Source organism: Burkholderia sp. 22088 (genome assembly GCF_052045915.1).
In the GTDB taxonomy this organism is placed as follows: Bacteria; Pseudomonadota; Gammaproteobacteria; order Burkholderiales; family Burkholderiaceae; genus Burkholderia; species Burkholderia cepacia.
Window position 1 is genome coordinate 19,714 of record NZ_JBQEPY010000024.1, and the last position, 22,503, is coordinate 42,216.

Genomic DNA, 22,503 nt, shown 5'->3' on the forward strand with positions numbered 1-22,503 from the left:
ATGGTGCGCCACGGGTATCGCGACCGGAAAATACTAAAAATATTTCCGGGACATACGAAAAAGCTCTGCAGCGGAAATTCCGGCGCCTGGGCCTTTCAGGTAAGGTGCTACGCACAACCATGGACAGATTGCGCCCGCGGCGGCACGCCGGGGCCGTGCATCAGAGGTGCGTGTGGCTCACTACACTTTGCGGCAACTGAAATATTTCGTGACGACGGTGGAATCCGGCAGCGTGGCCGAGGCCTCGCGCCAGCTCTTCATCGCGCAGCCGTCGATCTCCAGCGCGATCAAGGGGCTGGAAGAGAGCTTCGGCGTGAAGCTGTTCATTCGTCATCATGCGCAGGGCGTATCGCTGACGCCGGGCGGCACGCGCTTCTACCGGAAAGCGCAGGAGCTGCTGCGCATCGCGCACGAATTCGAACAGAACGCGCTCGCCGACAACGACGTGATCACCGGGCAGATCGACATCGGCTGCTTCGAGACGGTCGCGCCGCTCTACCTGCCGCAACTGATCGCGGGCTTTCGCGAGCGCTACCCGGGCGTGAACATCCGGCTGCGCGACGGCGACCAGCAGGAACTCGTGCAGGGCCTGACGTCCGGCACGTTCGATCTCGCGCTCATGTACGACCACGATCTCGACGGCACGATCGAGACCGAACCGCTGATGCCGCCGCAGCAGCCGTACGTGCTGCTGCCGGAGAACCACCGGTTCGCGGGCCAGACGCACGTGTCGTTGCGCGACCTCTGCGTCGAGCCGATGATCCTGCTCGACGTGCAGCCGAGCCGCACCTATTTCGTCAGCCTCTTTCACGAACTCGGGCTGACGCCGAACATCGTGTTCGGGTCGCCGTCGATCGAGATGGTGCGCGGGATGGTCGGCCAGGGGTTCGGCTTCTCGCTGCTCGTCACGCGCCCGCATTCCGAATACACATATGACGGCCAGCGGGTCGTGACGATCGGCCTCAGCGAAACGGTGAGCCCGTCGGGGCTCGTGAGCGCGCGGCTGAAGCGCGGCCAGCTCACGAAGCAGGCGCAGTCGTTCGTCGACTTCTGCCGCGAGCGGCTCGCGCAGATCGTCGCGGAAACGGCGAGATAAGACGCGCAAACGCGCACGCACCGCGCGAGGCGGTGCGGGCGTGTTTGCAGTGACGATTTCAGGCGGCCGACGACAGATAGGCGGCCAGACGACTCAGCATCGCGTCGCATCCATGCAGCTGGTCGAGCGTGACGAACTCGTCGGGCTTGTGCCCCTGGTCCATGCTGCCGGGCCCGCATACGACGGCCGGAATCCCGGCCTGCCCGAACAGCCCGCCCTCGGTGCCGAATGCGACCGTGCCGAACGCATCGGAACCGCTCAGCATCGCGAGCAGGCGCGCGGGCTCGCTGTCCGGCGCCGTGGCCAGCCCCGGATACGCGCCCAGCGGCTGCAATCGAATGTCGGTATCGGGCTGCACCGCACGCATTCGCGGCAACAGTTCGGATTCCGCATAGTCCTGCAGCTTCCGCGGCACGTCGTGCGCATCGAAATCCGGCAGCGCACGCACCTCGAAGTCGAACTCGCATTCGGCCGGCACGATGTTCAGCGCGCGGCCGCCCTTGATCAGCCCCGTCTGCACGGTCGAGAACGGCGGATCGAAGCGGCCGTCGTGCCGTTCGGGCCGCGCGAGCGCCGCGCCGATCTCGCCGAGCCGGCCGATCAGCTTCGCCGCATAGTCGATCGCGTTGACGCCCGACGGCGCGTACGCCGAATGGCACGCGGCCCCCTTCACGTGGCAGCGCATCGCGAGCTTGCCCTTGTGGCCGAGCACCGGCTTCAGCTCGGTCGGCTCGCCGATCAGGCACAGGCGCGGCCGGTGCGCTCGCGCGGCCAGTGCGTCGAGCATCGGCCGCACGCCGAGGCAGCCGACTTCCTCGTCGTACGAGAACGCGAGATGCACGGGCACGCGCAGCGGCCGTGCGACGAACGCCGGCACGGCCGCGAGCGCCGACGCGATGAAGCCCTTCATGTCGGCCGTGCCGCGCCCGTACAGGCGGCCGTCGCGCTCGGTCAGCCGGAACGGCTCGACCGTCCACGCCTGCCCGTCGACCGGCACCACGTCGGTATGGCCCGACAGCGCGATGCCGCCGCGATCGCGCGGCCCGATCGTCGCGTACAGGCTCGCCTTCGTCCGTTCCGCGTTGTAGAACAGTTCGCTCTCGACGCCGAAGCCCGCGAGATAGTCGCGGATGAAACCGATCATCTCGAGATTCGAATCGCGGCTGACCGTCGCGAAACCGATCAGCCGCTCGAGCAACGCGCGGCTCGACGTGTCATTCATCGCCCGGCACTCCGTAGCTCGGCGCGGCGGTCGGGTTCAGCGCGCGCGTCTGGTAGTCCTGCATCTGCGGCCGATACGCCCGCCACAGCGCATCGAGCTGCCCGACCGGATCGGCATCGGCCCAGTCGACGCGCAGGTCGACGATCGGCCAGGTCACGTCGCCGGCCACCTTCAGCGCGGCCGAGTGCACCGGCCCCGCCTCGCCGCCGGCTGCCATCGCCGCGTGCATCGCGGCGAGCAGGCGATCGGCGAGCAGGCCGGGCGCCTGCTCGAAGGCGCGCGCCATCGCGTCGATCACGTCCTGCGAAGCCAGCAGGTTGCCGGCCGCCACGCACTGTTCGCCGCGCACCGCGTGATGCGTGCCGAGCGCTTCCTTGCCGGTGAAACACGCCGCCTGCCCCTGCCCGTCGATCACCGTGACCTGCCGGTACTGGCTCCAGCCGTTCGCGCTGAGCGCGCGGTCGAGCGCCGCGGCGGGCGTGAGCTGTTCGTGCTCGATCAGGTCGAGGATCTGCGGGCCGAGCGCCGGCAGCGTGATGTTCTGCGTCGCGACGGCGCCGACGCCCGCGCGCACCCACGGGCAGCGCGCGCCCACCGCGATGCTCGACGAGCTGATCGCGATGCCGAGCTGGCCCGTCTCCGGGCAGCGCCCGACGATGGAGAAAGTCATGTCGCCTCCCGGGCGCGGTTCGGCTGCCAGTTGTCCGGAATCACGGCGATCACGTCGATTTCCATCAGCCACTGCGGCTGGCCGAGCGCGGACACGACGAGCCCCGTCGAGATCGGATACACGCCCTTCAGCCACTTGCCGACTTCCTGGTACACCGGCTCGCGATAACGTGGGTCGATCAGGTAGGTCGTCGTCTTCACGATGTGCGTGAGGTCGCTGCCGGCTTCCTCCAGCAACTGCCTGACGTTCTTCATCGCCTGCTCGGCCTGCGCGCGCGGGTCGCCGAGGCCGACCAGGTTGCCGTCGAAGTCGGTGCCGACCTGGCCGCGCACGTAGACGGTGTTGCCGGCCCGCACGGCCTGGCACAGGTCGTTGTCGAGCGTCTGGTTCGGGTAGGTATCCTTCGTGTTGAACATGCGGATACGGGTATGGGTCGGTTGGCTCATCGAAATCCTTCAGTCGTCAGGGGCACGCCGCCGCACTGGGCGCGAACACGATCGCGGTGCGGCAGGCGGGCGGCATGGGTTCGGTCAGTTGACCGCGTCGGCGAGCGGCCGCGCGTCGGCGTGCGACGCGGCGCCGCCCGGCTCCGGGCGCGATGCCGAGCGGCGCTGCGATGCGTCGTGGTATTCGAGGTAGGTGCGCTGCGTCGCGATGTGATCGGCGATGTGCCGCGCGTCGTGCCACACGCCCCAGATGAAGCTGGAGCCGCGCCGCGACAGCCACGGCAGCCCGAGGAAATAGATGCCCGGCTCCTTCGACACGCCGCGCTGGTGCTGCGGCTTGCCGTTCGCGTCGAACGCATCGACCTTCAGCCAGCCGTAGTCGACCGCATACCCCGTCGCCCAGACGATCGACGTGACGCCCGCGCCGGCGAGATCGAGCGCGAGGATCGGGTGCGCGACGCAGTCGGGGTTCGGCAGGATGTGACGGGCGTCGGGTTCGGCCGGCAGGTCGAGGCCGTTGCGGGCCGCATAGGCGTCGGCCGCGTCGAGCAGCGACAGGTAGTTCTCGTCGCCGCGCGCGAGATTGATCGCGAGATCGCGCTCGAACGTGGCCACGCCGCCGTTGAACGACTTCGTCAGCCCGACGAGCGTCACGCCCTGGTTCGCGAGCTTGCGGAAATCGACCGTATGGCCGCCGCGCGCGCCGCTCACCGCGATCGTCACGTGTTCGCGGCCGGGCGTCGCGACTTCCTTGTCCCATTCGCCGAGCACGCCGAGCCACCAGCAGAAGTCGCGGCCGCGATACGCGCGCGGCGGGCGGTCGTGCGGGCCCACCGACAGGTAGACCCGGCGGCCCGCGCGCTGCAGCTCGTCGGCGATCTGCACACCCGACGAACCCGCGCCGACCACCAGCACCGCGCCGTCCGGGAGCTGGCCAGGGTTGCGGTAGTCGGCGGAATGGAGCTGCACGAGGCGCGCGTCGTCCGGCGCGATGGGCGGAATCACCGGACGCTGGAACGGCCCCGTCGCGACGACCACGCGGTTCGCCTCGATCGTGCCGTCGGACGTCTCGACGACGAAACCCGGCTTGCCCGTATTGCGCACGACCCGCTTCACCTCGACGCCGGTGCGGATCGGCGCGTCGAACTTGCGCGCGTACGCTTCGAAGTAGTCCGCGACCTGGTCTTTCGACGCGAACGCGTCGGGGTCGAGGCCGTCGAATTCGAGCCCCGGGAAGCGGTCGTGCCACGCGGGGCCGTTCGCGACCAGCGAATCCCAGCGCCCCGTGCGCCAGCGTTCGGCGATGCGGCTGCGCTCCAGCACGAGATGCGGCACGCCCAGCTTGCCCAGGTGCTCGCTCATGGCCACGCCGGCCTGACCGGCGCCGACGACGAGCGTATCGATTGAGGTTGTTTCGACTGCCACGGCTGTCTCCTTCTGAAGTGCGGCTCGGCGCGACGCGCGTGCTGTCGCTCGAGCTGGAATGGAGACATTCTGCTGACACGCCGCTTGCGGCGAAATGATGATTTTTGTTGGTGTTGATGAGCAAAAAGCTGGGGGGCGCGCGGGCGTCGAGCGGCACGGGACGACGCGTCCGTGTTGCACCGGCGCCCGCCCGGACGGCGGGCGCCGGCTTCAACCGGTCGCGCCGGCTACGCGTTCGTCCATGGGCCGGCGCCCTGCCGATACTGGATCACGCCGCCGTTGATCCGCACCCGCAGGTTGCCGTCCGGCAACTGCACCCAGTTCTGCATGTCGAGGCTCAGCATCAGCGCGGCGAAGAAATCCCGCAGTTGTTGCGACTCGCTGGCCTGCCAGAGATCGATGCGCCCGAGGCAGGTACGCAGGTCGCCGCTCTGCTGCATGATCGTCTCGACCTGCCCGGCCACGTTCGCCGACGGGTCGTACACCTTCGTACCGTCGTCGCTGACGATCGACAGATGGATCGCGCGCACCGACGCCGGCTGGCCCGGCGTCTGCTCGACGAGCGCGATGCAGCTCGTCATCGCGCCGAAATCGATTTCCGACGCATCTCCCCAGATGCGCTCGCCAACCACCAGCGGCGCGGGACCTTGTACGTTCTGAATGTCGTAGGGCATGGGTTCCTCACTTGACTCGATGGGACTGCCGGTGGCGGGAACGACGCGTGTCCGGGAAAGCGGACACGCGTCGTTCCCGCCGCTCACATCCCGCGGCGGGCCTGGCGGCCCGGCGGGTCGTGTCGATTGATTCCTGGTCGCCGCGCGCGGTCGCGCGCTACGCACCCTTCTTGTCCAGCAGCGCCTGATACCGCTGCAGGCTCTCGTCGATCTTGTCGAGCGCGACGCTCGCGGCCTCGCCTTCGATCGCCTCCGCGGCTCCCGCGACGACCGCCGCCGTCGCGACGAACAGGTCGGTCAACAGCAGGCCCACCGCATCCATCGCCATCCCGCGTACGTTCTCGTCGATGGTCTTCTGCGCCAGGTCCTTCATCAGCACGCTCTTGCCCGCGATCGCCAGCGACGTCGACGCCTCGAAGTAGTTGGCCGCCGCCTGCGCGACCATCCCGCCCGCCTGCGTGATCATCATGTTCGGGCCGACGGCGATCTGCGTCGTCGCGTAGGACGCCGCCTCCGCGTTGATCGCCTGCACGGTCTGCAGCGCCGAACCGCCGCCCCCGGCCGGATCGGCGACCTGGTTCGGCGCCTTCAGCGCATCGGTGAGCCTGCGCAGCCGGTTGACCGGCCATGCGCGCGCGCCTGCTTTCGGCGCCGCGACGGGCGGCGCGACATCGGCAGGCGTCGTTGCACCTGCTGCCGCGGACGCGCCATCGTGCGGCGCCTGCGGCGCACCGTCGCCGCGTCCGCCCAAAAGGCCTTTCATGTTCATGGTTCAGGTATCCCGAGAGTCGACTAATGCGTGGAACCCGTCTGCGGCCCGGCCGCCGGCGCTTGCGCCGCGCCGCCCGCTGCCGGCTTCGGCGACGCTTCGACGGACAGGATCATGGCCACCGCCTTCGACACGACGGCGTTCGAAATCTGGTTCAGCGCCGCCTGCTGCTGCGTCATGTTCTGCGCCGAGATGCCGACGGCCTGGCTGAACATCTGGTAAAGCATGCCCAGCGCCTGGGCCGGGGATCCCGCGACGACGTTGACATTGGTCTGCGTCAGCGCGTCGGTAACCTGCTCATTGACTTTGTCTGCCACGAGGCCTCCTCGGATCTCGGCTCCGGCATGCGATTGAAGGAACGGCAAGCCATCGACGCCGCGCATGCCGTTAGGAACGCTGCATGCCCGCGTTCGTGAACGCGCTCACGCGAGTTCCTCGCGCAATTTCCGGCGCAGCAGCTCGACACGCTTTCTGGCCAGCGGCTCGTTGATCCCGAGCGTCGCCGCGATGTGCAGATAGGGCCGGTCCTCCTCGAACTTCAGCGTGAACAGCATCTGCTGCTGCGACGGGAGCGTGGACAGCACCTGCTCGAGACGCAGCAGCTGTTGCCGGAGCAGCAGCTGCTGCTCCACCGACGGCGCGTGGCCGGCCAGCTCGACGGTGTGATCGTCGTCCCAGCCCGGGTCGAATTCGAGCATGCCGCTTTCGCGCACACGGCGGCGCGCGCCGTCGAGGAACGCGTGGTTCAGCGCCAGAAAGAGAAAGCCGGCCAGGTTCCGGACGCGCTCGGGCGAACGTTGCAGGTAGATGTGGACCTTGAGCGCGGTATCGGAGAGCAGTTCGTCGGCACGGTGGATATCGCCCTTGCACAACAGGCGCGCGCGGCGCCGCAATTTCCCCTGCATTTCCCGCCACGTGTGATCGAGCTGCTGCGCCGGTGACTCAGGCGTCGAAACAGCGTGCTGGTTCGAGGTTGTCATCCCGTGCCTTCCTTTTTTATGGAAAACACAGAATCGATTCGATGCCGGGAATGGCGCTGTTACCCGCGTAACACCGTTTTAAAGATAATCGCTTCGTGTAAATTTTCTTGATTATTGTGAACGGAAACTTTAATTCCCCGGCATCTCCTCATCCGTCGTTTCGGGCGCGCCGTCGAGCGTGAACAATGGCATTTCGATGAAAAATGGCGACTGCCGCCGCGACGTGATTACGCCGGCACGCTGCTGTCGATGTCGGTCGACCAAAGGTCCCTGGCGCCGAAGCAAAACCATATCGGGATCGCTTTCCCATTATCTGGTTATTTTCATCATTCATTTTTCACGCAATGCCAAAGGCAGCGTTTTTCGCTAGGTGGCCGCATCGTCAAACAACCTTGCACGGAAAACATGCCTGCCCTCGTCAACGGTCGAACGCTGTGCAATATCCCGATACTCGCCGATCTTCCGGAAAGCCTGCTCGCTCACATCGAGCGGCATCTCGCGCCCTGGCCCGAACACGGCAATCGCCTGTTGTTCTTCAAGGGCGATCCGGGCGATTTCGTCGCCTTCGTGCACTGCGGCCGCGTGTACAAGACGCTGCACGAACCCGGCGGACGCGAACTCATTCTCGGCCACTCGTTGCCGGGCGAACTCATCGGCGAAAACACGCTGGTTCGCGCCCACCGGCGCAGCTTCACCGCGCAGTTGAGCCCCGACTGCCGCGTGTCGCTGCTGCATCGCCAGTACTTCGCGCCGCTGCTGGCCAACGCGGATTTCATGGCGCGCATCCACGAGCAGCTGTGCCGGCACGTCCACCAGCTGAGCGACTTCGTCGAATCGACATGCCTGTACCGGCTCGAAGCCAGGCTCGCGCGCCATCTGCTGAACCGCATGCAAGGGAACGATCTCGAGGTGAGGCTGCCGGAGAGCCAGAGCATCCTCGCCGCGATGCTCAACGTCAGCCGGCCGCGACTGAACAGCAGCCTGCAGAAGATGCAGCGCGACGGCCTGATCCGGCTTCACGCGAACGGCGTGACGATCGAAAAACCGGAGCAGTTGCGGACCATCGTCAACGCCAATTGACGCGCCGGGCGCATGCGCCGCGACGCCGCGGCGGCAGGAAGTCGCGCGCGCCGGGTTGCGCGGCGCGCGGTGAAGATCAGCCGCGCCAGTGGCCGATGGCGTTCATCAACTGCGCGACGGCGGTCAGTTGCGACGCAAAGTTGTCGTTCGCGGAGCGCGCCGCGGCGGCCACCGCCACCGGCGAGCCGGCGTAGAGCTGCATGACACCGACGGTCGTGGCGGCGAGGTTGGACATCGCCTGGTTCGCCTGCATCTGCACCGCGTTGTGAAGCAGGATCGCGGACGCATGGCTGTTCGACTGCATGAGCGTGCCCAAGGCCACGGCGGGCGCTTCGCCCACCACCTTGACGTTGGCTTGCGTGACCGCATCGGTCACCGCGGCGGAAACCTGTTCCGGCATGTCGTTGCTCCTGGTTTGCCCGCCGCTGCGATGCAATCGCGGCGAACGCATGAATGGGTCGGTCGGCGACGTGCGCCGATCGATTGCATCGGTACGCGCGAACGCTCGCCGTCGCGAGCGTCGGGATGACGACAGGCGCCGGGCGGCAGCCGCGAAAATCGGGGCCGCCGCCCGGCGTCGACGCCGGGTTACGCGTCAGGCCAGCGCCTTGCCGAGCGCGAGCACATCGGCCAGCACGGACAGCACGCCGTTCGAGCCGATTTCCGTCGCGGCGGCGCCGGCGCTCGCCGGCCCGAGCGTGTAGAGCTGCATCGTGCCCACGTTCGTCGAGGTCGGCAGCTGTACCGCGGCCTGCGACTGCTGCTGCACGGCGTTCTCGAACAGCACGCTGAGCGAATGGCTCTGGGCCTGGTACAGCGAGCCCGTTGCCATCGCCGGCGCTTCACCCACCACCTTGACGTTGGTCTGCGTGACGGCGTCGGTGATCGCGGCATTGACCGCGCACGTCTTGCAGTTGCAGGGGTCTTTCGGATCCTTCGGATCCGTCGGGGCGCTTGTATCATTTGCCATCGAATTTCTCCTGGTTTGCGAACGGGCGCCGCATCGAATCGGCTCTACCCGTCCTGTCGTTTGCTCCGGAACACCGCGCGGCACCGCTGTTCAGGCGCCGGCGGACGTGCTGCGGTTCGGCGGTGCGGCGGTGCTGCGGCGGTATCGGCGGCCCGAGCCGCTTGCGCCGCCGCTCGCCCGCGGCGTGACGACCGCGCGTTACGGGCGCATCGCCTTCCCGATCGCGATCACGTCGGCCAGAATGGAAATGATCCCGTTCGCGCCGATTTCCGTGGCGGCCGCCCCCGCGCTTTCCGGCCCGATCGTGTAGAGCTGCATCGTCCCCACGTTCGTCGACGTCTGCGACTGGATCGCGGCCTGCGACTGCTGCTGCACCGCGTTCTCGAACAGGATGCTGAGCGAATGGCTCTGGGCCTGGTACAGCGAGCCCATCGCCATCGCCGGCGCCTCGGCGACCACCTTGACGTTGACCTGCGTGACGGCATCGGTAATCGCGGGATTGACCTGGCACACCTGACACGTATCACCCATTTTTTGCTCCTTGATTCACGTAGTTGAGAGGTCGCACATCGGGGCCGGCCGGTCTCGCGTCCAGCCGCCGGACTTCAGCCGCTCGACTTCAACCGCATGCCCGGTGTGCTACTCCATGGACGCTGGCCCGGGGGTATCGTGAACAGAAGCGGGGGCGGTGGCGGCAGCGGCCGGTTCGTGCAGGTCGGCCGGACGGGCGCCGATGCGTTGCAGCCGCTCGTCGATCGCGTCGAGCCGCACGACGAGCCGTTCGGCAAGCGAATCGACGTAGTGCCGGAAGCAGGCGTCGATTTCCTGCCGGATGAGGCCGGTCAGCTGTTCGCCGATCACCGCCAGCGCCTCGCGGGTGCTGTCCTGGATGTCGGCCGCGCCGGATGCCGGTGCGTCGTCCGGCGGCTCGTGCGCGTCGAGTACGCCGGACACCTTCTGCTGTTCCGACGCCAGCATGCCGAGGGTCGTCTCGTTCTGCGCGTCGATCGTCTGCAGGATGCCGCGCATCTTCTCGTACGCCTTCTGCTGGTTGAGCTGCAGGAAATGCTTGACCTGCTCGCGCGCCTCCTGCCGGGTTTTCAAGCGCGGCAATGGCGGGGGCGCGGCGCTCGCCTGCGTGGCCGCGCCGGCCGCGCCGGCCGCCGAGGCCGGCTGGGCCGCGTGACGACCCGGCAGCCGCTCGAGCAGCGCCCGTTCTTCAGCCGGCTCGAGGGGCCGTCCCAATCGTTTCTCCGCGAACTGCCGCAGCAACGGGTCGAGTGCGTCGTCGCTCATGGCTCACACCTCCTCGAGGTCGGCCCGCGCCGCCGGTGCGTGCGGTTCGGGGGCGGATGGACGCGGCGCAGGGGCGCCAGCGCCGGCGTACTGCAATGGATATCGCATGGTGTTCTCCGGGAAATGGACAGGCGGCAGCCCCGCCGGAAATTTCGGCAGGACCGCTGCAGGGACGAACCGTGCGACGGGTCTGTGAAATTGGTTGTCGCCGTGCGTCGCGCCTACGCCGGCGGGCCATGCGCAGGCAAGCAGCGCCGCCGCGCATGCCGGCCGATACCGTTGCGCCCCGTTCGCCCGCCGCCCGGTGCGTGGTCTCTTTTATTGAAATCGACCTACGCCGCGATCATGTTCCGCCGAATTCGATCTCCAGCCTGTTTTTGCGATCCTAAGTAATCTGACCGTTCTTGTTTCGCAAGCGGCCTATCAACGATTCCTCTGCGAGGGCGGCTCGATCGCTCAGGGCGTAGAACGCCAGCATGCTGACGAGCATCGCAAAGGCCACGCCGCTCGTATCCCAGCGCAGCCCCACGCTGAACGCCATTGCCCTGATCGCGGTCATGCCGAGCGCCATGACGAGCAACATCCCCGCGAATTCGAGCGCGACCCGCACCGGCGCCCGGACGAGCACGCGTACCGGGCCGCGTCGATGCCCGTCCTTGCGGTCGGCCTCGCGCCGAATCAACAGCGCCAGCATGGCCAGCATCGACATCGGGAACCACTGGAGATGGAGCACGAGCATGTTCCACATGGCACCGGTATCGAGCGTGCCGCCGCAGATGTCGAGAATGGCCTCGAGGGGCGCCCGCATCGCATCGAGCGTCAATCCCGCGCAGATGGCGGCCATGCACCAGAGCATCGACCGGCGCGCGCACCTGCCCGGCGATCCGCCTCTCGTCGAGTACCCCGCCAAGCCGCAGGCAAACGCACCGATGCCGTTCCATATCCAGCTGGAAGGGGCACCATGCAGCCGCGTCGGCAGGTCGCACGCCAGGTAGCCGAGGATCGCGAACGCCAGCGCGCCGCGCACGCGTTCGGGCATCGGGAGCATGGCCGTTCGTGCAGACCCGGCCGCCACGCATGCGCGGATCGCGCCCGTCACCGTCGCCGGACGCCTGGCCGGGCCGGCCGGCGGAGCACTCGGGGCAGTCATGGCCGTTCAGGCAGGATCTCGCATGACCGCGTACCACGAGCACACCACCCCGGCCGGCGCGACGCCGCCGTTGCCGCTCGCATGCGGAACCGTCCGGACGATCGAACCGGTCAGCGCCGGACGCTGGTTGATGCCGTTGGGCCAGGGCGCGCTCACGTACCCGACATAGTCGTAGACCCACTCCTCGCCGCTGACCACGCCGCGCCCCTGGAAGCGGACGGTGCCGGGATTCCCGTAGCTGATCCAGCCGTTGAGCTGCAGCTCCCATCCCGGGCCGAAAATGCGCCCCTTGAAGATGCCCGCCGGTGCCTGCGCGATCTCGATCGTGCCGAGGCCGAATTCCAGGTCGTTGAATGCGGTGGCCGGGTCGGGATCGTTCAGGAAACTGCGATAGGTCCACTGGCCCACCAGGCTGCCGGTTTCGGGTGTGTAGCTCATGCGCGCGTCTCCCCTTCATGTCCATGTCGTCGAAATACCGAAGTGAACCGGCGCCACGCGATGGCGCCGGTTCGTCACGCGCCGTCGTTACCGGACCTCGAGCCGGAACAGTTTCGGCGCGGCTTGCGGAGCCGCACCGGCGACGGCTTGCGAAACGGGCGGCGAAGCCGGTTGTGTCTGCAGGCGTACGCCTTCGCGCGTATGGATCTCGACGTCGTACTGGGCCCCCTCCACCGCACTCACCGAGAACTGGTCCAGCGGAAAGAACGCCTTCACTTCGAGGTGCGTCTGGCAGTTCGCGCAGTACTGCACGCTCCAGCGGCTCAGCACGGCCTCCGTGCCGAGCAGGTGCCGCTCGCCGTCCACGTTGACGTACGCGGAGACCAGGAACGACCCCGCGATCGGCGCGCGATTCAGCCCGGACACGCGCACGACCTTGCTGCTGTTGCCGGCCGGCACGGTCGTCGCCGCCAGCGAGAGCTTCGGCAGGTCTTCCAGCGAACCGGGGCCGTACGTGTAGCCGAGCTGCTCCTCGATGTTGATGCAGTCGAGCGACGTATAAGCGCGCTCCTTGCCGTTCTCGCTCTTCTTGAACGGATCGAGCGGCGACGAGAGCGTGAGCCACGAGTTGGGCACCGTGCCCGGCGTCGGCCCCTGCGCGTCGACCGAGTTGGTGCCCGGATACTCGGCGATGACGTCGAGATGCTGCGTGAAGCCATGCCGCTTCTGCCACAGCCAGAACACGCGATCGATGAAGCAGTGATGGAAATAGAAGATCGGGTCGAGGCCCGCCGTGTCGTTTTCGCCCATGTCGCCGTTGGCGCCCGGAATCGGCGAGAGGTCACCCTTGTTCGGGCCGTGCGGCACGTCGAACCCGCCGACCGCCAGGTGAATCTTGTTGTGCGGCGACTCGAGCGGGACGACGGGAATCGCGCCTTCCGGCAGATTCTCGTTCCACTGGGCCGCGGACGTCGTGTTGGAAAACACCGTGTAGTTCGGCGCGTCCAGGCACTGCTCGAACTTGCGCTTCACGTTGGTCGGCACCACCTTGCCCTTCACGACGATGTAGGACGTGAGCCAGTCCACGATGTTCCGGTTCAGCAACACCACGTTCTCCTTGGCATCCTTGAACTTGGCGTTGTGCTTCTCGGTCGCGGCCCGGTCCTTGTCGGTACCCACGAGCCCCGACAGCGGGTAGCGAACCGTGACGTAAGGCAGCGGCTTGCTGTAGTTCGGATCGTCGCCGTTGATGTTGTCGGTGATCGCCCGGTTGAACGTGAAGGAGGCCAGCGGATTCGGAATCTTTTCGCCGTCGAGCTCGAAATCCGGGTCGGTCAGGGCCCACGGGATGCCTTTCGTCAGCGACTCTTCGCTGGTTTCGTCCCAGAACGGCAGCATCACCTGCTCGCAACCGGGGATGCTCTGCAGCGCCTGTTCCAGCCGCAGCAGGTACGCACGGTGCCAGGTGGGGAACAGCACGTTTCCGTGGTTGCAATAGCCGCCCCAGTAAGACGCCGAGCCCCAGCCGGCGCCGCGGAACGGCTCGCCGTGGAAGCCGCCGATCATGAAGAACGAGTTCGGATCGTCGGGCGGCAATGCCTTGATGCCTTTCCACGCGCGCATCAGGTCTTCCAGCGGCTTTTTGTTGCCTTTCAGATATTCGACTTGCAACGATTCGATCGACGGACGAACTCTGACTCCAGATGCGTTATTCATGATATATCCAGCCTCCTTCGTGGGTAGCATTAGGGCTTGGCCGCCAGGTTTTGAACGTAAGCAGGTAGTTAATAAAACATTTAAACTCGCGCTCAATCGAATTCGTTTTATTCAAATATTGCGTGGCATTTTGAAAGCATTAATCGGCGGGCCATGGGCGGGCCCGCGTGGCCACCTGATCGCCTCCATGGGCGCGGACACGCGCAACAGGCGTAGCACGCCCGCTGGGAAGGGGCTGCGCCTTCAGATCGTAGGGATGCCGTGGTGAGTCGATGCCACTTCGTCAGGCACCAATACCTGACGAAGTGACTGTGATACCCCGATAGCGTTTTATCCTGATTTGGTATGAGTAAATAAAGCAGATGGAATTGGTTTTAGCAAGGACAAGGCGATCGGAATTTTCAAAAAAAAATCCGGAGGTAAAAGTAATGATTGGCCCGTTTAATTTTCTTAAATAATCACCCCCATTTACGACGCGAGAGTAAAAAACAGGCTCGGGATAATCACGGGAGCGCGACGGTGTTGACGAATGCAATCGACTGAAAGAAACCTTACGGTTGTCAGTTGCCACGTATGCGGCTGAAAGCTCGCGGAGAACGGGCAAGGTTGCATCGCGGCATCCGGACGACGCTATCCCGAGCCGGTAGCGTCACGGCCATTCGACGCGCCCCCTGCGGCCCTGTCCCCGACAATTCTTGACTGTGTCCGCGCCGCCGAACTGGTAGGATGCCGGTCGCCTCGGCATGGATGGCCGCCAAAGGGCGTTCAACCGTCCCTTTTTATGCCCGCCAGCGGCCAACCCGCCGTCCCGCCCGGGCGACACGGTGCCCGGCCGCACCCAGCCCCCGTCGAACCCCGCAACACCCCGGCGTCGCCTCACCCGACCCGTTGCAGCAACCGTTGGAGTGGCGCCTCGCGCGCCAGCAAGCATGAAGAACTCGAAGCCGCCCACCCGCCTCCCGCGCGAGAAAGACCGTACGCCGCTGGTACGCGCCGGCGCGCTGCTGCTGATGGCCGGCCTGCTGTACCTGCTGTGGCCGTCGGCCGAAACCGCCTACCTTGCGATGGAGTCCGTCATCCGCTGACGCGGCACGTCCGTCTCCGCTCTACGCTATACTCGCGCAATGGAAACCCAACCCGCCTCGCCGAACGTGCATTGCTGGTGGCGCGCCTGACCCAGGCGGCCCGTTTCCTTTTGCATGTCCCAAACGTGATGCCGCCAGCCATGGCGGCATTTGCGTTTCTGCGCAGACGACATGGCTGGCGGCTTCGATAACCCGGAGCAACGACCAACATGACCCACCCGACCCGACCGACCATCCTCACCGGCGACCGCACGACCGGCCCGCTGCACCTCGGCCACTACATCGGCTCGCTGCGCGCGCGCGTGCAGATGCAGCACGAAGCGAAGCAGTTCCTGCTGCTCGCCGACACGCAGGCGCTGACCGACAACATGGGCCGCCGCCAGCGCGTCACCGAGAACGTGATCGAAGTCGCGCTCGACTATCTCGCCGTCGGCATCGATCCGGCGATCTCGACGATCGTCGTGCAGTCGCAGGTGCCCGAGCTCGCCGAGCTGTCGCAATACCTGCTCAATCTCGTCACGGTCGCGCGCCTCGAACGCAACCCGACCATCAAGGAAGAGATCCGCCTGCGCGGTTTCGAGCGCGACATCCCGGCCGGCTTCCTGACCTACCCGGTGAGCCAGGCGGCCGACATCACCGCGTTCAAGGCGACGCACGTGCCGGTCGGCGACGACCAGTTGCCGATGATCGAGCAGACCAACGAACTCGTGCGCCGCTTCAACGCGACGGTCGACCGGCCCGTGCTGGTCGAATGCGAGGCTGTGCTGTCGGCGGTCACGCGGCTGCCGGGGATCGACGGCAAGGCGAAGATGAGCAAGTCGCTCGGCAACGCGATCACGCTCGGCTCGACGCCGGACGAGATCACACAGGCCGTGAAGGACATGTACACGGACCCGAACCACCTGCGCGTGAGCGATCCCGGCCAGGTCGAGGGCAATGTCGTGTTCACGTTCCTCGATGCGTTCGAGCCCGACGTGCAGAAGGTCGACGAGTTGAAGGCGCACTACCGCCGTGGCGGGCTCGGCGACAGCGTCGTCAAGCGCGTGCTGAACGAGCGGCTGCAGGCGCTGATCGAGCCGATCCGCGCGCGCCGCCGCGAATTCGAGGCCGACAAGGCCGAGGTGATGGCGATCCTGAAGCGCGGCACGATGCACGCGCGGGACGTGGCCGGCGCGACGCTCGCGGAGGTGAAGGGGGCGATGGGGTTGAACTACTTCGATTGAGCGGCGCAGGCCGCGCGTGCGTAAACGCGCGCCGCGCGCCGCGCGCCGGACAGTATCGGGCCGGCGCGCGGCGATCACCGCATCAGGTGCGCGTGCGTGCGCCGCTGCCACCGCCTCTCGTCACGATGCGTGCGCCGGCACGGACGCGTGGCACACCGCCTCTACCCGGTTGCCGGCCGGGTCGACGAGAAACGCCCCGTAGTAGTCGCCGTGATAATGCGGCCGCAAGCCGGGCTCACCGTCGGACTGCCCGCCCGTCGCGAGGCCGGCCTCGAAAAACGCATCCACCTGCGCGCGGCTCGCGGCCTTGAAGCACCAGTGCCGCTTGCTCACGCCGATTTCGGCGGGATCCAGGTAGATCGCGAGAAAGGTCGATGCGGTGTCGTTCGCATTGCAGCGTTCGCCGTAGCCGAGTGCGGTGCCCCGGTCATAGACCCGGGTCGCGCCCAGCGCGGCCATGATGGCATCGTAGAACGGGCGCGCCAGTTCGATATCCGGCACGCTGATTGACACGTGGTCTAGCAGTTGCATAGTGGTGTGCTCCCCGTTGGACGAGCATGAGTCTACACAAACCTGCCGTCCGTCGCTTACGAGCCGTCGTCACCGGGAAGGGTTCGGCTGCCCGTCACACTGCAGAGCATCAAGCGTCTGCGCGTCATCCTCACACATCGGCTTGCCGTGTTTGTCGGCCGAACCGTGCCTGGCATCGGCTGGGTATTGTTCGCAAAGGATGCTTTCCATATTGTCCGAACACCGTTTACCGGTACAACCGGATTGCGAAACCGGAGGACAGAATTCTGTAATGGACGACCGTCACATGTGGAAAACGCTGGAAGCGTTCGTGCGTCATGAAGCGGCGGTATCGAGCAACCGCCCGATTACCGAGGACACCACCCTGTCCGACGATCTCGGACAAACCGGAGACGATGCGGACATCTTCATGGAACGATTTTTCGCACGGTTCAACGTGGATCGCGGCGACTACGATTTCGGGCGCTACTTCCTGATGGAGGGCGAAGGTTTTCTGTATCACGTGATTCGCCGGTTTATCCTCGGGAAACCTCACACATTCAAGCGCGAAGCATTGACCGTCGGCATGCTGTACAAGGCTGTTTCGCTTGGAAAGTGGGACGCCGAGGCACTCAAAAAGTAATCTGCTCGACAAGACGGCGCCGCACAATCGGCGGACCAAGGCACTCTTTCCCCCCTTGGTCCACTCTGCCGATGCCGCGCCCGCCCCGCTATCGTAGCGGATGCGACATAGCCATCACCACGACCGGCACGCATCGAGCGCCGCCTCGCGGTCAATGTGACGCTCGAATACACGGCATTCGACGGGCCGGCCGACAACCGCGCGGCGTCACTTCATCTGCATCAGTTGAATCAGGTTCCCGCAGGTATCGTCGACGACCGCGACGCGCACGGGCCCCGCGTCCATCGGCTCCAGCGTGAAGTGGACGTCGAGATCCCTGAGCCGCGCGAATTCCGCGTCGAGATCGTCGACCTGGAACGATGCCGCCGGAATGCCGTCCTCGTACAGCGCCTGCTTGTAAGGCCCGACCGCGCGATGGTTGCTCGGCTCGAGCAGCAGCTCGGTGCCGTCCGGCTGGTCCTTCGACACCACGGTCAGCCAGCGGTACCCGCCCACGGGCACGTTGTTCTTCAGCTTGAAACCGAGCTTGTCGGTATAGAACGTCAACGCCTTGTCCTGGTCGTCGACAAAAATACTCGTCACGTAGATTCGCATTTCAACCTCTCCTGAAATAGCAGCCGTCGCCGCCGCTATTCTTCGTCGAAATCGATGACAAACGCATAACCGCCGTCGATCAGCTGGCGCAGGTAGCCGTCGAAGTCGTCGGCGATCACCGCGTAGCTGTCGGGATCGTGCAGGAAGCGCACGACCTGCCCGACCTTGCCGCCCGCCGCCGGCTCGAAGTCGATGTAGAGCTGCGACGTGCCACCGTTGTTCATGCAATGCGAGAAGCACAGCCGCCGGCCCATCGGCAGCGCGATGTCGATGCGTGGATCGACGAGTTCGCCGTCGTCGTTCGCGTCGTCGCCGTAGATCTCGGCGATGCTGTCGCGGTACTTCGCCCCTTCCTCGAGCATCTGCGCGGCCGACAGCAGGTAATACGGGTATTCGTAGACGTCGGAGCCCAGCACCAGCACGTTGACCGTCGTGCCGCCATAGTCGCGCCAGTAGGTGCCGTCGAGCGTGCCGAGCAGTTCGAGCAGGCTGGCCGGGCACTGCGGATACGCGGCACGCAGCGCGTCGAGCTGCGCGGGCGTCGCGCCCGTGGCGGCGGCGAGCGCCGCGTTGTCGGTGTCGGGCAGCACGGCACGCAGGCCGGCGAGATAGGTGTCGACGAGGGTCATCGCGTCAGATCCGAAGAACAGGCCAGCGCCATTCTAGCGCCCGACGCGACCCGCCCCTTCAGCTCCTTCCGCGCACCCGCCTACGTGATCTGGTACGTCGACGCCGGCACGAATTCCTCCGGCAGCGGGCGATCGCCCAGTTCGAGCACCGACCGTTCGATCGTGCGCGCCATCGCATCGAGCGCCAGCGCGTTCGGCGCGAGGCCGAACGGCTCGGCCACCTCGTTCGCGATCGCCTCGAGTGCGATCAGCGTGTACGCGATGAACACGCAGATCAGCGGCGTGAAGAACTCCGTCGAATCGACGAGGCCGAACGGCAGCAGCACGCAATACGCATACACGGTGCGATGCAGCAGCACGCTGTACGAGAACGGGATCGGCGTGGACAGGATGCGCTCGCAACCGCCGACCGATTTGCCGAGCTCGTCGAGTTGCGCCTCGAACATCCAGCAGGTCGCGTCGCTGCCCGGCGCGCGGCCCAGTGCGCGGACGATGCTGCCGCGCAGCTCGTCGAGGATCGCCACGGGCTTGAAACACTTGCCCGCGAGCGCGGCGGTACGCTCCGCGCCGAGGATCCGCTGCAGGTCCTGCGTCGGATCGGTATGGCGAAGCTGATGCTTCAGCGCATAGGTGAACGCGATCAGCAGGTCGGCAAGCCGGTTGCGCTCGGCGTCGCCGACGCTGTCGGGCAGGTAGCGATTCAGTTGCGACGTCAGCGCGCGCGCCGCGATCAGCAGGTTGCCCCACAGATGCCGCGCCTCCTTGAACCGCTCGAAGCTCGCGTTGTTGCGAAACGCGAGGAAAATCGCGAGCGCCAGCCCGAACAGCGTGAACGGCGCGGTATTGAGGGGGATCTTCTCGCCGAAGATGCGCCCGTTCGTGAAGACCGCCAGCGTGCTGACGATCGCCATGAACACGAGCTGCGGAATGATCGATTGCAGCACGGAGCCGTTCCAGACGAACAGCATCCTGAGCCAGTTTTGTCGTGGTCGGACGATCATGGTGTTTTCTCGACTGCCAGGGAAATACGCGATACGGCACGCCGGCGCCCGATGCGCAGCGGCCCGCGCGTGGCGGGCCGCTGTCGGGTGGATGCCGGGCCGGGCGCCGTGCTGCGCGAGATGATACGCCCGCGCGCGCCGCGCCCGTCACATCATGCGGCGCTCAGTGATAGCCGACGTCGCCCTCGCGCACCTTGCCGCGGAACACGCGGTACTGCATCGCGTTGTACACGAGGATGATCGGCAGCACGATCACGGTGCCGATCAGCGCGAACTTCTGGCTCGAATGGCTCGACGATGCATCCCAGATCGACAGCGACGGCGGCACGATGTTCGGCCAGATGCTGATCACGAGCCCCGTGTAGCCGAGGAACACGAGCGCGAGCGTCAGCAGGAACGGCGTGGCCTCGTGCGCGCGCTTCACCGAGTGGAAGATGCCCCACACGCACGCGATGACGAGGATCGGCACCGGCAGGAACCAGCCGAGGTTGCCGCTGCCGAACCAGCGGTGCGCGACGGCCGGCAGCCCGATCACGGTCCACAGGCTGACCACGCCCATCACGGCGAGCAGCACACCCGCGAGTGGCTTCATCAGCAGCCGCATCTTGCGCTGCAGCTCGCCGTCGACCTTCAGGATCAGCCAGCCGCAGCCGAGCGTCGCATACGTGACGAGCACGCCGATCCCGCACATCAGGCTGAACGGCGACAGCCAGTCGAACGGCCCGCCCGCGAACTGGTTGTTCACGATCTTGATCCCCTGCAGCAGCGAACCAAGCACGATCCCCTGGCAGAACGCCGCGAGCGCGGAGCCGCCGATGAACGCGAGATCCCACATGTGTTGCGTGCGGGTGGCCTTCGCGCGCAGCTCGAACGCCGCGCCGCGAAAGATCAGCCCGACCAGCATCAGGACCAGCGGCAGGTAGTTCGCGGGCAGCAGCGTCGAATAGACGACCGGGAACGCGCCGTAGAGCCCCGCGCCGCCGAGCACCAGGAACGTCTCGTTGCCGTCCCACACCGGCGCGACGGTGTCGAGCATCACCTGGCGCTCGGCCTTCGCATCGAAGAACGGAAACAGCAGGCCGATGCCGAGATCGAAGCCGTCCAGCATCACGTAGATGAATACACCGAGGCCGATGATCGCGGCCCACACGACAGGAAGATCGATTTGCATGGCTTACTCCGCTTCGGTCACGTTCAGCGGCGTGGACAGCGCGCTCTTGCGCAGCCCCGGATGCCGGTGCAGCTCGATATACCCGGCCTGGGCAGCCGGCCCGCGCTTCATCAGTTTCAGCATGTAGTAGACACCCGTTCCGAACACCAGGAAATACACGACCACGAAGATCAGGAGCGACACGCCGACCTGCTGCGCGCTGAGCGGCGCGACGGAATCGACGGTGCGCAGCACGCCGTACACGGTCCACGGCTGCCGCCCGACCTCGGTCGTGATCCAGCCGGCCAGCAGCGCGACGATGCCCGACGGCCCCATCGCCACCACGAACCACTGGAACCAGCGCGTTTCATAGAGGCGCCCGCCCTTTCTCAGCAGCAGCCCGAGCAGCGCGGTGAGCAGCATCAGCATCCCGAGGCCGGCCATGATCCGGAACGTCCAGAAGATGATCGGCGAATACGGGCGGTCCTGCGGCGGGAATTCCTTCAGCCCGCGAATCTCGCCGTCCCAGCTGTGCGTGAGGATCAGGCTGCCGAGGTGCGGCACCTGGATCGCATAGCGCGTGGTTTCGGCCTGCATGTCGGGCAGCCCGACGAGGTTCAGCGCGGTGCCGCCCTTCTCGGTTTCCCACAGCCCCTCGATCGCCGCGATCTTCGCCGGCTGGTATTCGCGCGTGTTCAGCCCGTGCGCGTCGCCGACGACGATCTGGATCGGCGCGAGCACCAGCAGCATCCACAGCGCCATCGAGAAGCTGCGCTTCACCGGCTCGTCGCGGCGCCCCTTCAGCAGGTGCCACGCGCCGCACGCGGCGACGATGAAGCCCGCGACGATGAACGCCGCGATCGTCATGTGCACGAGACGGTACGGGAACGACGGGTTGAACACGATCTTGAACCAGTCGACCGGCACGACGAGGCCGTTCTCGATCTTGTAGCCCTGCGGCGTCTGCATGAAGCTGTTCGACGCGAGGATCCAGAACGTCGAGATCAGCGTGCCGACCGCGACCATCAGCGTCGCGAAGAAGTGGGCGCGCGGGCTCACGCGCTGCCAGCCGAACAGCATCACGCCGAGGAAGCCGGCTTCGAGGAAGAACGCCGTCAGCACTTCATAGGTGAGCAGCGGGCCCGTGATGTTGCCCGCGACGCGCGAGAAGCCGGCCCAGTTCGTGCCGAATTCGTACGCCATCACGACGCCGGAGACCACGCCCATCCCGAAGCCGATCGCGAAGATCTTCGACCAGAACTGGAACATGGATTTGTAGGCGGCGTCGCCGGTGACGAGATAGCGCCATTCCAGCACCGCCAGGAAGCTCGCCATACCGATGCTGATCGCGGGAAACACGATGTGGAACGACACCGTGAATGCGAATTGCAATCGTGCGAGATGGAACGCATCGAAGATTTCCATGACCGTAATTTGCTCGTGTTTGTGAGGATGTCCGCCCGAAGCAGGAAATCGCGCGACGGCTTGCCGACGACACATGCGAATACAAAACGGTCACTCGCATGGCATCGAAGCGTGAATGACGATATCGCGTTTGCAACGATACTCGCAATCGTTCGAACGTGCGCTGAAACTGTGCTGCTTCCGTTGCAGAAGATGTGTGTACGGAAAACACATTTCGCGCCGGCGGGACGATCAGCTGTACTGCTTTCCGCACTGCAGCGCTGTACATCGGGTGCACTGTTCATCCCCGTTAACATCCGATGCAATGCCTG

Annotated in this window: 26 protein-coding genes and 1 pseudogene; 6 read left to right on the forward strand and 21 right to left on the reverse strand. The window is 66.0% G+C overall.

The window, feature by feature from the left end:
- Window positions 1–172 precede the first annotated feature (172 nt).
- Entirely contained in the window at window positions 173–1,096 is a 924-nt protein-coding gene (locus tag ACTJLD_RS35620) for a LysR substrate-binding domain-containing protein (protein WP_042973786.1), read from the forward strand.
- Between the two features lie 58 nt (window positions 1,097–1,154).
- Here the strand turns inward: ACTJLD_RS35620 and argE are convergent, their stop codons facing one another.
- The 8 genes from argE to ACTJLD_RS35660 all read right to left on the reverse strand — a co-directional run bounded on the left by argE (window position 1,155) and on the right by ACTJLD_RS35660 (window position 7,282).
- The gene (gene argE / locus ACTJLD_RS35625) at window positions 1,155–2,318 is read right to left on the reverse strand and encodes an acetylornithine deacetylase (RefSeq protein WP_440661089.1); all 1,164 of its coding nucleotides are present in this window, start codon (window positions 2,316–2,318) and stop codon (window positions 1,155–1,157) included.
- Window positions 2,311–2,988 (reverse strand): DUF1028 domain-containing protein, encoded by a 678-nt coding sequence (locus ACTJLD_RS35630; protein WP_440661090.1) that lies wholly within the window; start codon window positions 2,986–2,988, stop codon window positions 2,311–2,313. Before ACTJLD_RS35630 ends, argE begins: the two co-directional genes overlap by 8 nt.
- Complete coding sequence (locus tag ACTJLD_RS35635; RefSeq protein WP_059682437.1) at window positions 2,985–3,434, reverse strand: RidA family protein; 450 nt, start codon at window positions 3,432–3,434, stop codon at window positions 2,985–2,987. Before ACTJLD_RS35635 ends, ACTJLD_RS35630 begins: the two co-directional genes overlap by 4 nt.
- 84 nt (window positions 3,435–3,518) lie before the next feature.
- Entirely contained in the window at window positions 3,519–4,859 is a 1,341-nt protein-coding gene (locus tag ACTJLD_RS35640) for a flavin-containing monooxygenase (RefSeq protein WP_440661091.1), read from the reverse strand.
- Window positions 4,860–5,086: 227 nt separating this feature from the next.
- Entirely contained in the window at window positions 5,087–5,533 is a 447-nt protein-coding gene (locus ACTJLD_RS35645; protein ID WP_124536543.1) for a hypothetical protein, read from the reverse strand.
- A gap of 157 nt (window positions 5,534–5,690) precedes the next feature.
- Window positions 5,691–6,296, reverse strand: a complete 606-nt coding sequence (locus ACTJLD_RS35650) for a hypothetical protein (protein WP_440661092.1) — start codon at window positions 6,294–6,296, stop codon at window positions 5,691–5,693.
- A 29-nt stretch (window positions 6,297–6,325) separates the two neighbouring features.
- Window positions 6,326–6,619 (reverse strand): RebB family R body protein, encoded by a 294-nt coding sequence (locus tag ACTJLD_RS35655; protein WP_027792485.1) that lies wholly within the window; start codon window positions 6,617–6,619, stop codon window positions 6,326–6,328.
- A gap of 105 nt (window positions 6,620–6,724) precedes the next feature.
- Window positions 6,725–7,282 (reverse strand): RNA polymerase sigma factor, encoded by a 558-nt coding sequence (locus ACTJLD_RS35660; RefSeq protein ID WP_048028512.1) that lies wholly within the window; start codon window positions 7,280–7,282, stop codon window positions 6,725–6,727.
- Window positions 7,283–7,531: 249 nt separating this feature from the next.
- Here ACTJLD_RS35660 and ACTJLD_RS35665 point away from each other — a divergent pair, with 249 nt between their 5' ends.
- On the forward strand, window positions 7,532–8,362 hold the full coding sequence (locus ACTJLD_RS35665; protein ID WP_226181997.1) for a Crp/Fnr family transcriptional regulator: 831 nt from the start codon (window positions 7,532–7,534) through the stop codon (window positions 8,360–8,362).
- A 76-nt stretch (window positions 8,363–8,438) separates the two neighbouring features.
- On the opposite strand, the gene ACTJLD_RS35670 is transcribed toward ACTJLD_RS35665, so the two are convergent.
- From ACTJLD_RS35670 to ACTJLD_RS35700, 7 genes are all read right to left on the reverse strand, one after another.
- Window positions 8,439–8,762 (reverse strand): RebB family R body protein, encoded by a 324-nt coding sequence (locus ACTJLD_RS35670; protein WP_027792482.1) that lies wholly within the window; start codon window positions 8,760–8,762, stop codon window positions 8,439–8,441.
- A 195-nt stretch (window positions 8,763–8,957) separates the two neighbouring features.
- On the reverse strand, window positions 8,958–9,332 hold the full coding sequence (locus tag ACTJLD_RS35675) for a RebB family R body protein (RefSeq protein WP_021157935.1): 375 nt from the start codon (window positions 9,330–9,332) through the stop codon (window positions 8,958–8,960).
- 198 nt (window positions 9,333–9,530) lie between these two features.
- Window positions 9,531–9,863 carry a RebB family R body protein gene (locus ACTJLD_RS35680; RefSeq protein ID WP_021157934.1) on the reverse strand — a complete coding sequence of 111 codons (333 nt, stop codon included), beginning with the start codon at window positions 9,861–9,863 and terminating at the stop codon, window positions 9,531–9,533.
- A 108-nt stretch (window positions 9,864–9,971) separates the two neighbouring features.
- Window positions 9,972–10,628, reverse strand: coding sequence for a hypothetical protein (locus ACTJLD_RS35685; RefSeq protein WP_440661093.1), 657 nt, complete (start codon window positions 10,626–10,628; stop codon window positions 9,972–9,974).
- A 385-nt stretch (window positions 10,629–11,013) separates the two neighbouring features.
- A complete protein-coding gene (locus tag ACTJLD_RS35690; protein WP_440661094.1) occupies window positions 11,014–11,676 on the reverse strand; it encodes a hypothetical protein in 663 nt (220 codons plus the stop codon).
- Between the two features lie 108 nt (window positions 11,677–11,784).
- Window positions 11,785–12,216, reverse strand: a complete 432-nt coding sequence (locus tag ACTJLD_RS35695) for a hypothetical protein (RefSeq protein WP_027792478.1) — start codon at window positions 12,214–12,216, stop codon at window positions 11,785–11,787.
- An 87-nt stretch (window positions 12,217–12,303) separates the two neighbouring features.
- Window positions 12,304–13,932, reverse strand: a complete 1,629-nt coding sequence (locus ACTJLD_RS35700; RefSeq protein WP_027792477.1) for a tyrosinase family protein — start codon at window positions 13,930–13,932, stop codon at window positions 12,304–12,306.
- A 929-nt stretch (window positions 13,933–14,861) separates the two neighbouring features.
- On the opposite strand from ACTJLD_RS35700, the gene ACTJLD_RS35705 reads away from it, so the two are divergent.
- Both ACTJLD_RS35705 and trpS read left to right on the forward strand, forming a co-directional pair.
- Complete coding sequence (locus ACTJLD_RS35705; RefSeq protein ID WP_021157927.1) at window positions 14,862–15,017, forward strand: hypothetical protein; 156 nt, start codon at window positions 14,862–14,864, stop codon at window positions 15,015–15,017.
- A 209-nt stretch (window positions 15,018–15,226) separates the two neighbouring features.
- Window positions 15,227–16,240: a tryptophan--tRNA ligase gene (gene trpS / locus ACTJLD_RS35710; protein WP_027792476.1), complete on the forward strand. Its 1,014-nt coding sequence runs from the start codon at window positions 15,227–15,229 to the stop codon at window positions 16,238–16,240.
- A gap of 120 nt (window positions 16,241–16,360) precedes the next feature.
- On the opposite strand, the gene ACTJLD_RS35715 is transcribed toward trpS, so the two are convergent.
- Window positions 16,361–16,771: a VOC family protein gene (locus ACTJLD_RS35715; RefSeq protein ID WP_059555818.1), complete on the reverse strand. Its 411-nt coding sequence runs from the start codon at window positions 16,769–16,771 to the stop codon at window positions 16,361–16,363.
- Between the two features lie 93 nt (window positions 16,772–16,864).
- On the opposite strand from ACTJLD_RS35715, the pseudogene ACTJLD_RS35720 reads away from it, so the two are divergent.
- Together ACTJLD_RS35720 and ACTJLD_RS35725 are read left to right on the forward strand one after the other, a co-directional pair.
- Window positions 16,865–17,043, forward strand: a pseudogene (locus tag ACTJLD_RS35720) (STM2901 family protein); the annotation flags it as partial.
- The gene (locus ACTJLD_RS35725) at window positions 17,043–17,393 is read left to right on the forward strand and encodes a DUF1493 family protein (protein WP_440661095.1); all 351 of its coding nucleotides are present in this window, start codon (window positions 17,043–17,045) and stop codon (window positions 17,391–17,393) included. The pseudogene ACTJLD_RS35720 and the gene ACTJLD_RS35725, both read left to right, overlap by 1 nt.
- A gap of 207 nt (window positions 17,394–17,600) precedes the next feature.
- Here the strand turns inward: ACTJLD_RS35725 and ACTJLD_RS35730 are convergent, their stop codons facing one another.
- From ACTJLD_RS35730 to ACTJLD_RS35750, 5 genes are all read right to left on the reverse strand, one after another.
- Entirely contained in the window at window positions 17,601–17,987 is a 387-nt protein-coding gene (locus tag ACTJLD_RS35730) for a VOC family protein (protein WP_136470614.1), read from the reverse strand.
- Window positions 17,988–18,022: 35 nt separating this feature from the next.
- Window positions 18,023–18,616: an SMI1/KNR4 family protein gene (locus ACTJLD_RS35735; RefSeq protein WP_027792474.1), complete on the reverse strand. Its 594-nt coding sequence runs from the start codon at window positions 18,614–18,616 to the stop codon at window positions 18,023–18,025.
- Between the two features lie 80 nt (window positions 18,617–18,696).
- Window positions 18,697–19,617 carry a bestrophin family protein gene (locus tag ACTJLD_RS35740; protein WP_059682459.1) on the reverse strand — a complete coding sequence of 307 codons (921 nt, stop codon included), beginning with the start codon at window positions 19,615–19,617 and terminating at the stop codon, window positions 18,697–18,699.
- A 163-nt stretch (window positions 19,618–19,780) separates the two neighbouring features.
- Window positions 19,781–20,788: a cytochrome d ubiquinol oxidase subunit II gene (cydB, locus tag ACTJLD_RS35745; RefSeq protein WP_136470612.1), complete on the reverse strand. Its 1,008-nt coding sequence runs from the start codon at window positions 20,786–20,788 to the stop codon at window positions 19,781–19,783.
- Between the two features lie 3 nt (window positions 20,789–20,791).
- Window positions 20,792–22,192: a cytochrome ubiquinol oxidase subunit I gene (locus ACTJLD_RS35750; RefSeq protein WP_059695798.1), complete on the reverse strand. Its 1,401-nt coding sequence runs from the start codon at window positions 22,190–22,192 to the stop codon at window positions 20,792–20,794.
- Between the last annotated feature and the right edge of the window lie 311 nt (window positions 22,193–22,503).

Coding starts and splice junctions, on each gene's coding strand:
- argE (WP_440661089.1), bottom strand. CDS start 2,318: ATGAATGACACGTCGAGCCGCGCGTTGCTCGAGCGGCTGATCGGTTTC.
- ACTJLD_RS35630 (WP_440661090.1), bottom strand. CDS start 2,988: ATGACTTTCTCCATCGTCGGGCGCTGCCCGGAGACGGGCCAGCTCGGC.
- ACTJLD_RS35635 (WP_059682437.1), bottom strand. CDS start 3,434: ATGAGCCAACCGACCCATACCCGTATCCGCATGTTCAACACGAAGGAT.
- ACTJLD_RS35645 (WP_124536543.1), bottom strand. CDS start 5,533: ATGCCCTACGACATTCAGAACGTACAAGGTCCCGCGCCGCTGGTGGTT.
- ACTJLD_RS35650 (WP_440661092.1), bottom strand. CDS start 6,296: ATGAAAGGCCTTTTGGGCGGACGCGGCGACGGTGCGCCGCAGGCGCCG.
- ACTJLD_RS35660 (WP_048028512.1), bottom strand. CDS start 7,282: ATGACAACCTCGAACCAGCACGCTGTTTCGACGCCTGAGTCACCGGCG.
- ACTJLD_RS35665 (WP_226181997.1), top strand. CDS start 7,532: ATGTCGGTCGACCAAAGGTCCCTGGCGCCGAAGCAAAACCATATCGGG.
- ACTJLD_RS35670 (WP_027792482.1), bottom strand. CDS start 8,762: ATGCCGGAACAGGTTTCCGCCGCGGTGACCGATGCGGTCACGCAAGCC.
- ACTJLD_RS35675 (WP_021157935.1), bottom strand. CDS start 9,332: ATGGCAAATGATACAAGCGCCCCGACGGATCCGAAGGATCCGAAAGAC.
- ACTJLD_RS35680 (WP_021157934.1), bottom strand. CDS start 9,863: ATGGGTGATACGTGTCAGGTGTGCCAGGTCAATCCCGCGATTACCGAT.
- ACTJLD_RS35685 (WP_440661093.1), bottom strand. CDS start 10,628: ATGAGCGACGACGCACTCGACCCGTTGCTGCGGCAGTTCGCGGAGAAA.
- ACTJLD_RS35690 (WP_440661094.1), bottom strand. CDS start 11,676: ATGCTCCCGATGCCCGAACGCGTGCGCGGCGCGCTGGCGTTCGCGATC.
- ACTJLD_RS35695 (WP_027792478.1), bottom strand. CDS start 12,216: ATGAGCTACACACCCGAAACCGGCAGCCTGGTGGGCCAGTGGACCTAT.
- ACTJLD_RS35700 (WP_027792477.1), bottom strand. CDS start 13,932: ATGAATAACGCATCTGGAGTCAGAGTTCGTCCGTCGATCGAATCGTTG.
- ACTJLD_RS35705 (WP_021157927.1), top strand. CDS start 14,862: ATGAAGAACTCGAAGCCGCCCACCCGCCTCCCGCGCGAGAAAGACCGT.
- trpS (WP_027792476.1), top strand. CDS start 15,227: ATGACCCACCCGACCCGACCGACCATCCTCACCGGCGACCGCACGACC.
- ACTJLD_RS35715 (WP_059555818.1), bottom strand. CDS start 16,771: ATGCAACTGCTAGACCACGTGTCAATCAGCGTGCCGGATATCGAACTG.
- ACTJLD_RS35725 (WP_440661095.1), top strand. CDS start 17,043: ATGGACGACCGTCACATGTGGAAAACGCTGGAAGCGTTCGTGCGTCAT.
- ACTJLD_RS35730 (WP_136470614.1), bottom strand. CDS start 17,987: ATGCGAATCTACGTGACGAGTATTTTTGTCGACGACCAGGACAAGGCG.
- ACTJLD_RS35735 (WP_027792474.1), bottom strand. CDS start 18,616: ATGACCCTCGTCGACACCTATCTCGCCGGCCTGCGTGCCGTGCTGCCC.
- ACTJLD_RS35740 (WP_059682459.1), bottom strand. CDS start 19,617: ATGATCGTCCGACCACGACAAAACTGGCTCAGGATGCTGTTCGTCTGG.
- cydB (WP_136470612.1), bottom strand. CDS start 20,788: ATGCAAATCGATCTTCCTGTCGTGTGGGCCGCGATCATCGGCCTCGGT.
- ACTJLD_RS35750 (WP_059695798.1), bottom strand. CDS start 22,192: ATGGAAATCTTCGATGCGTTCCATCTCGCACGATTGCAATTCGCATTC.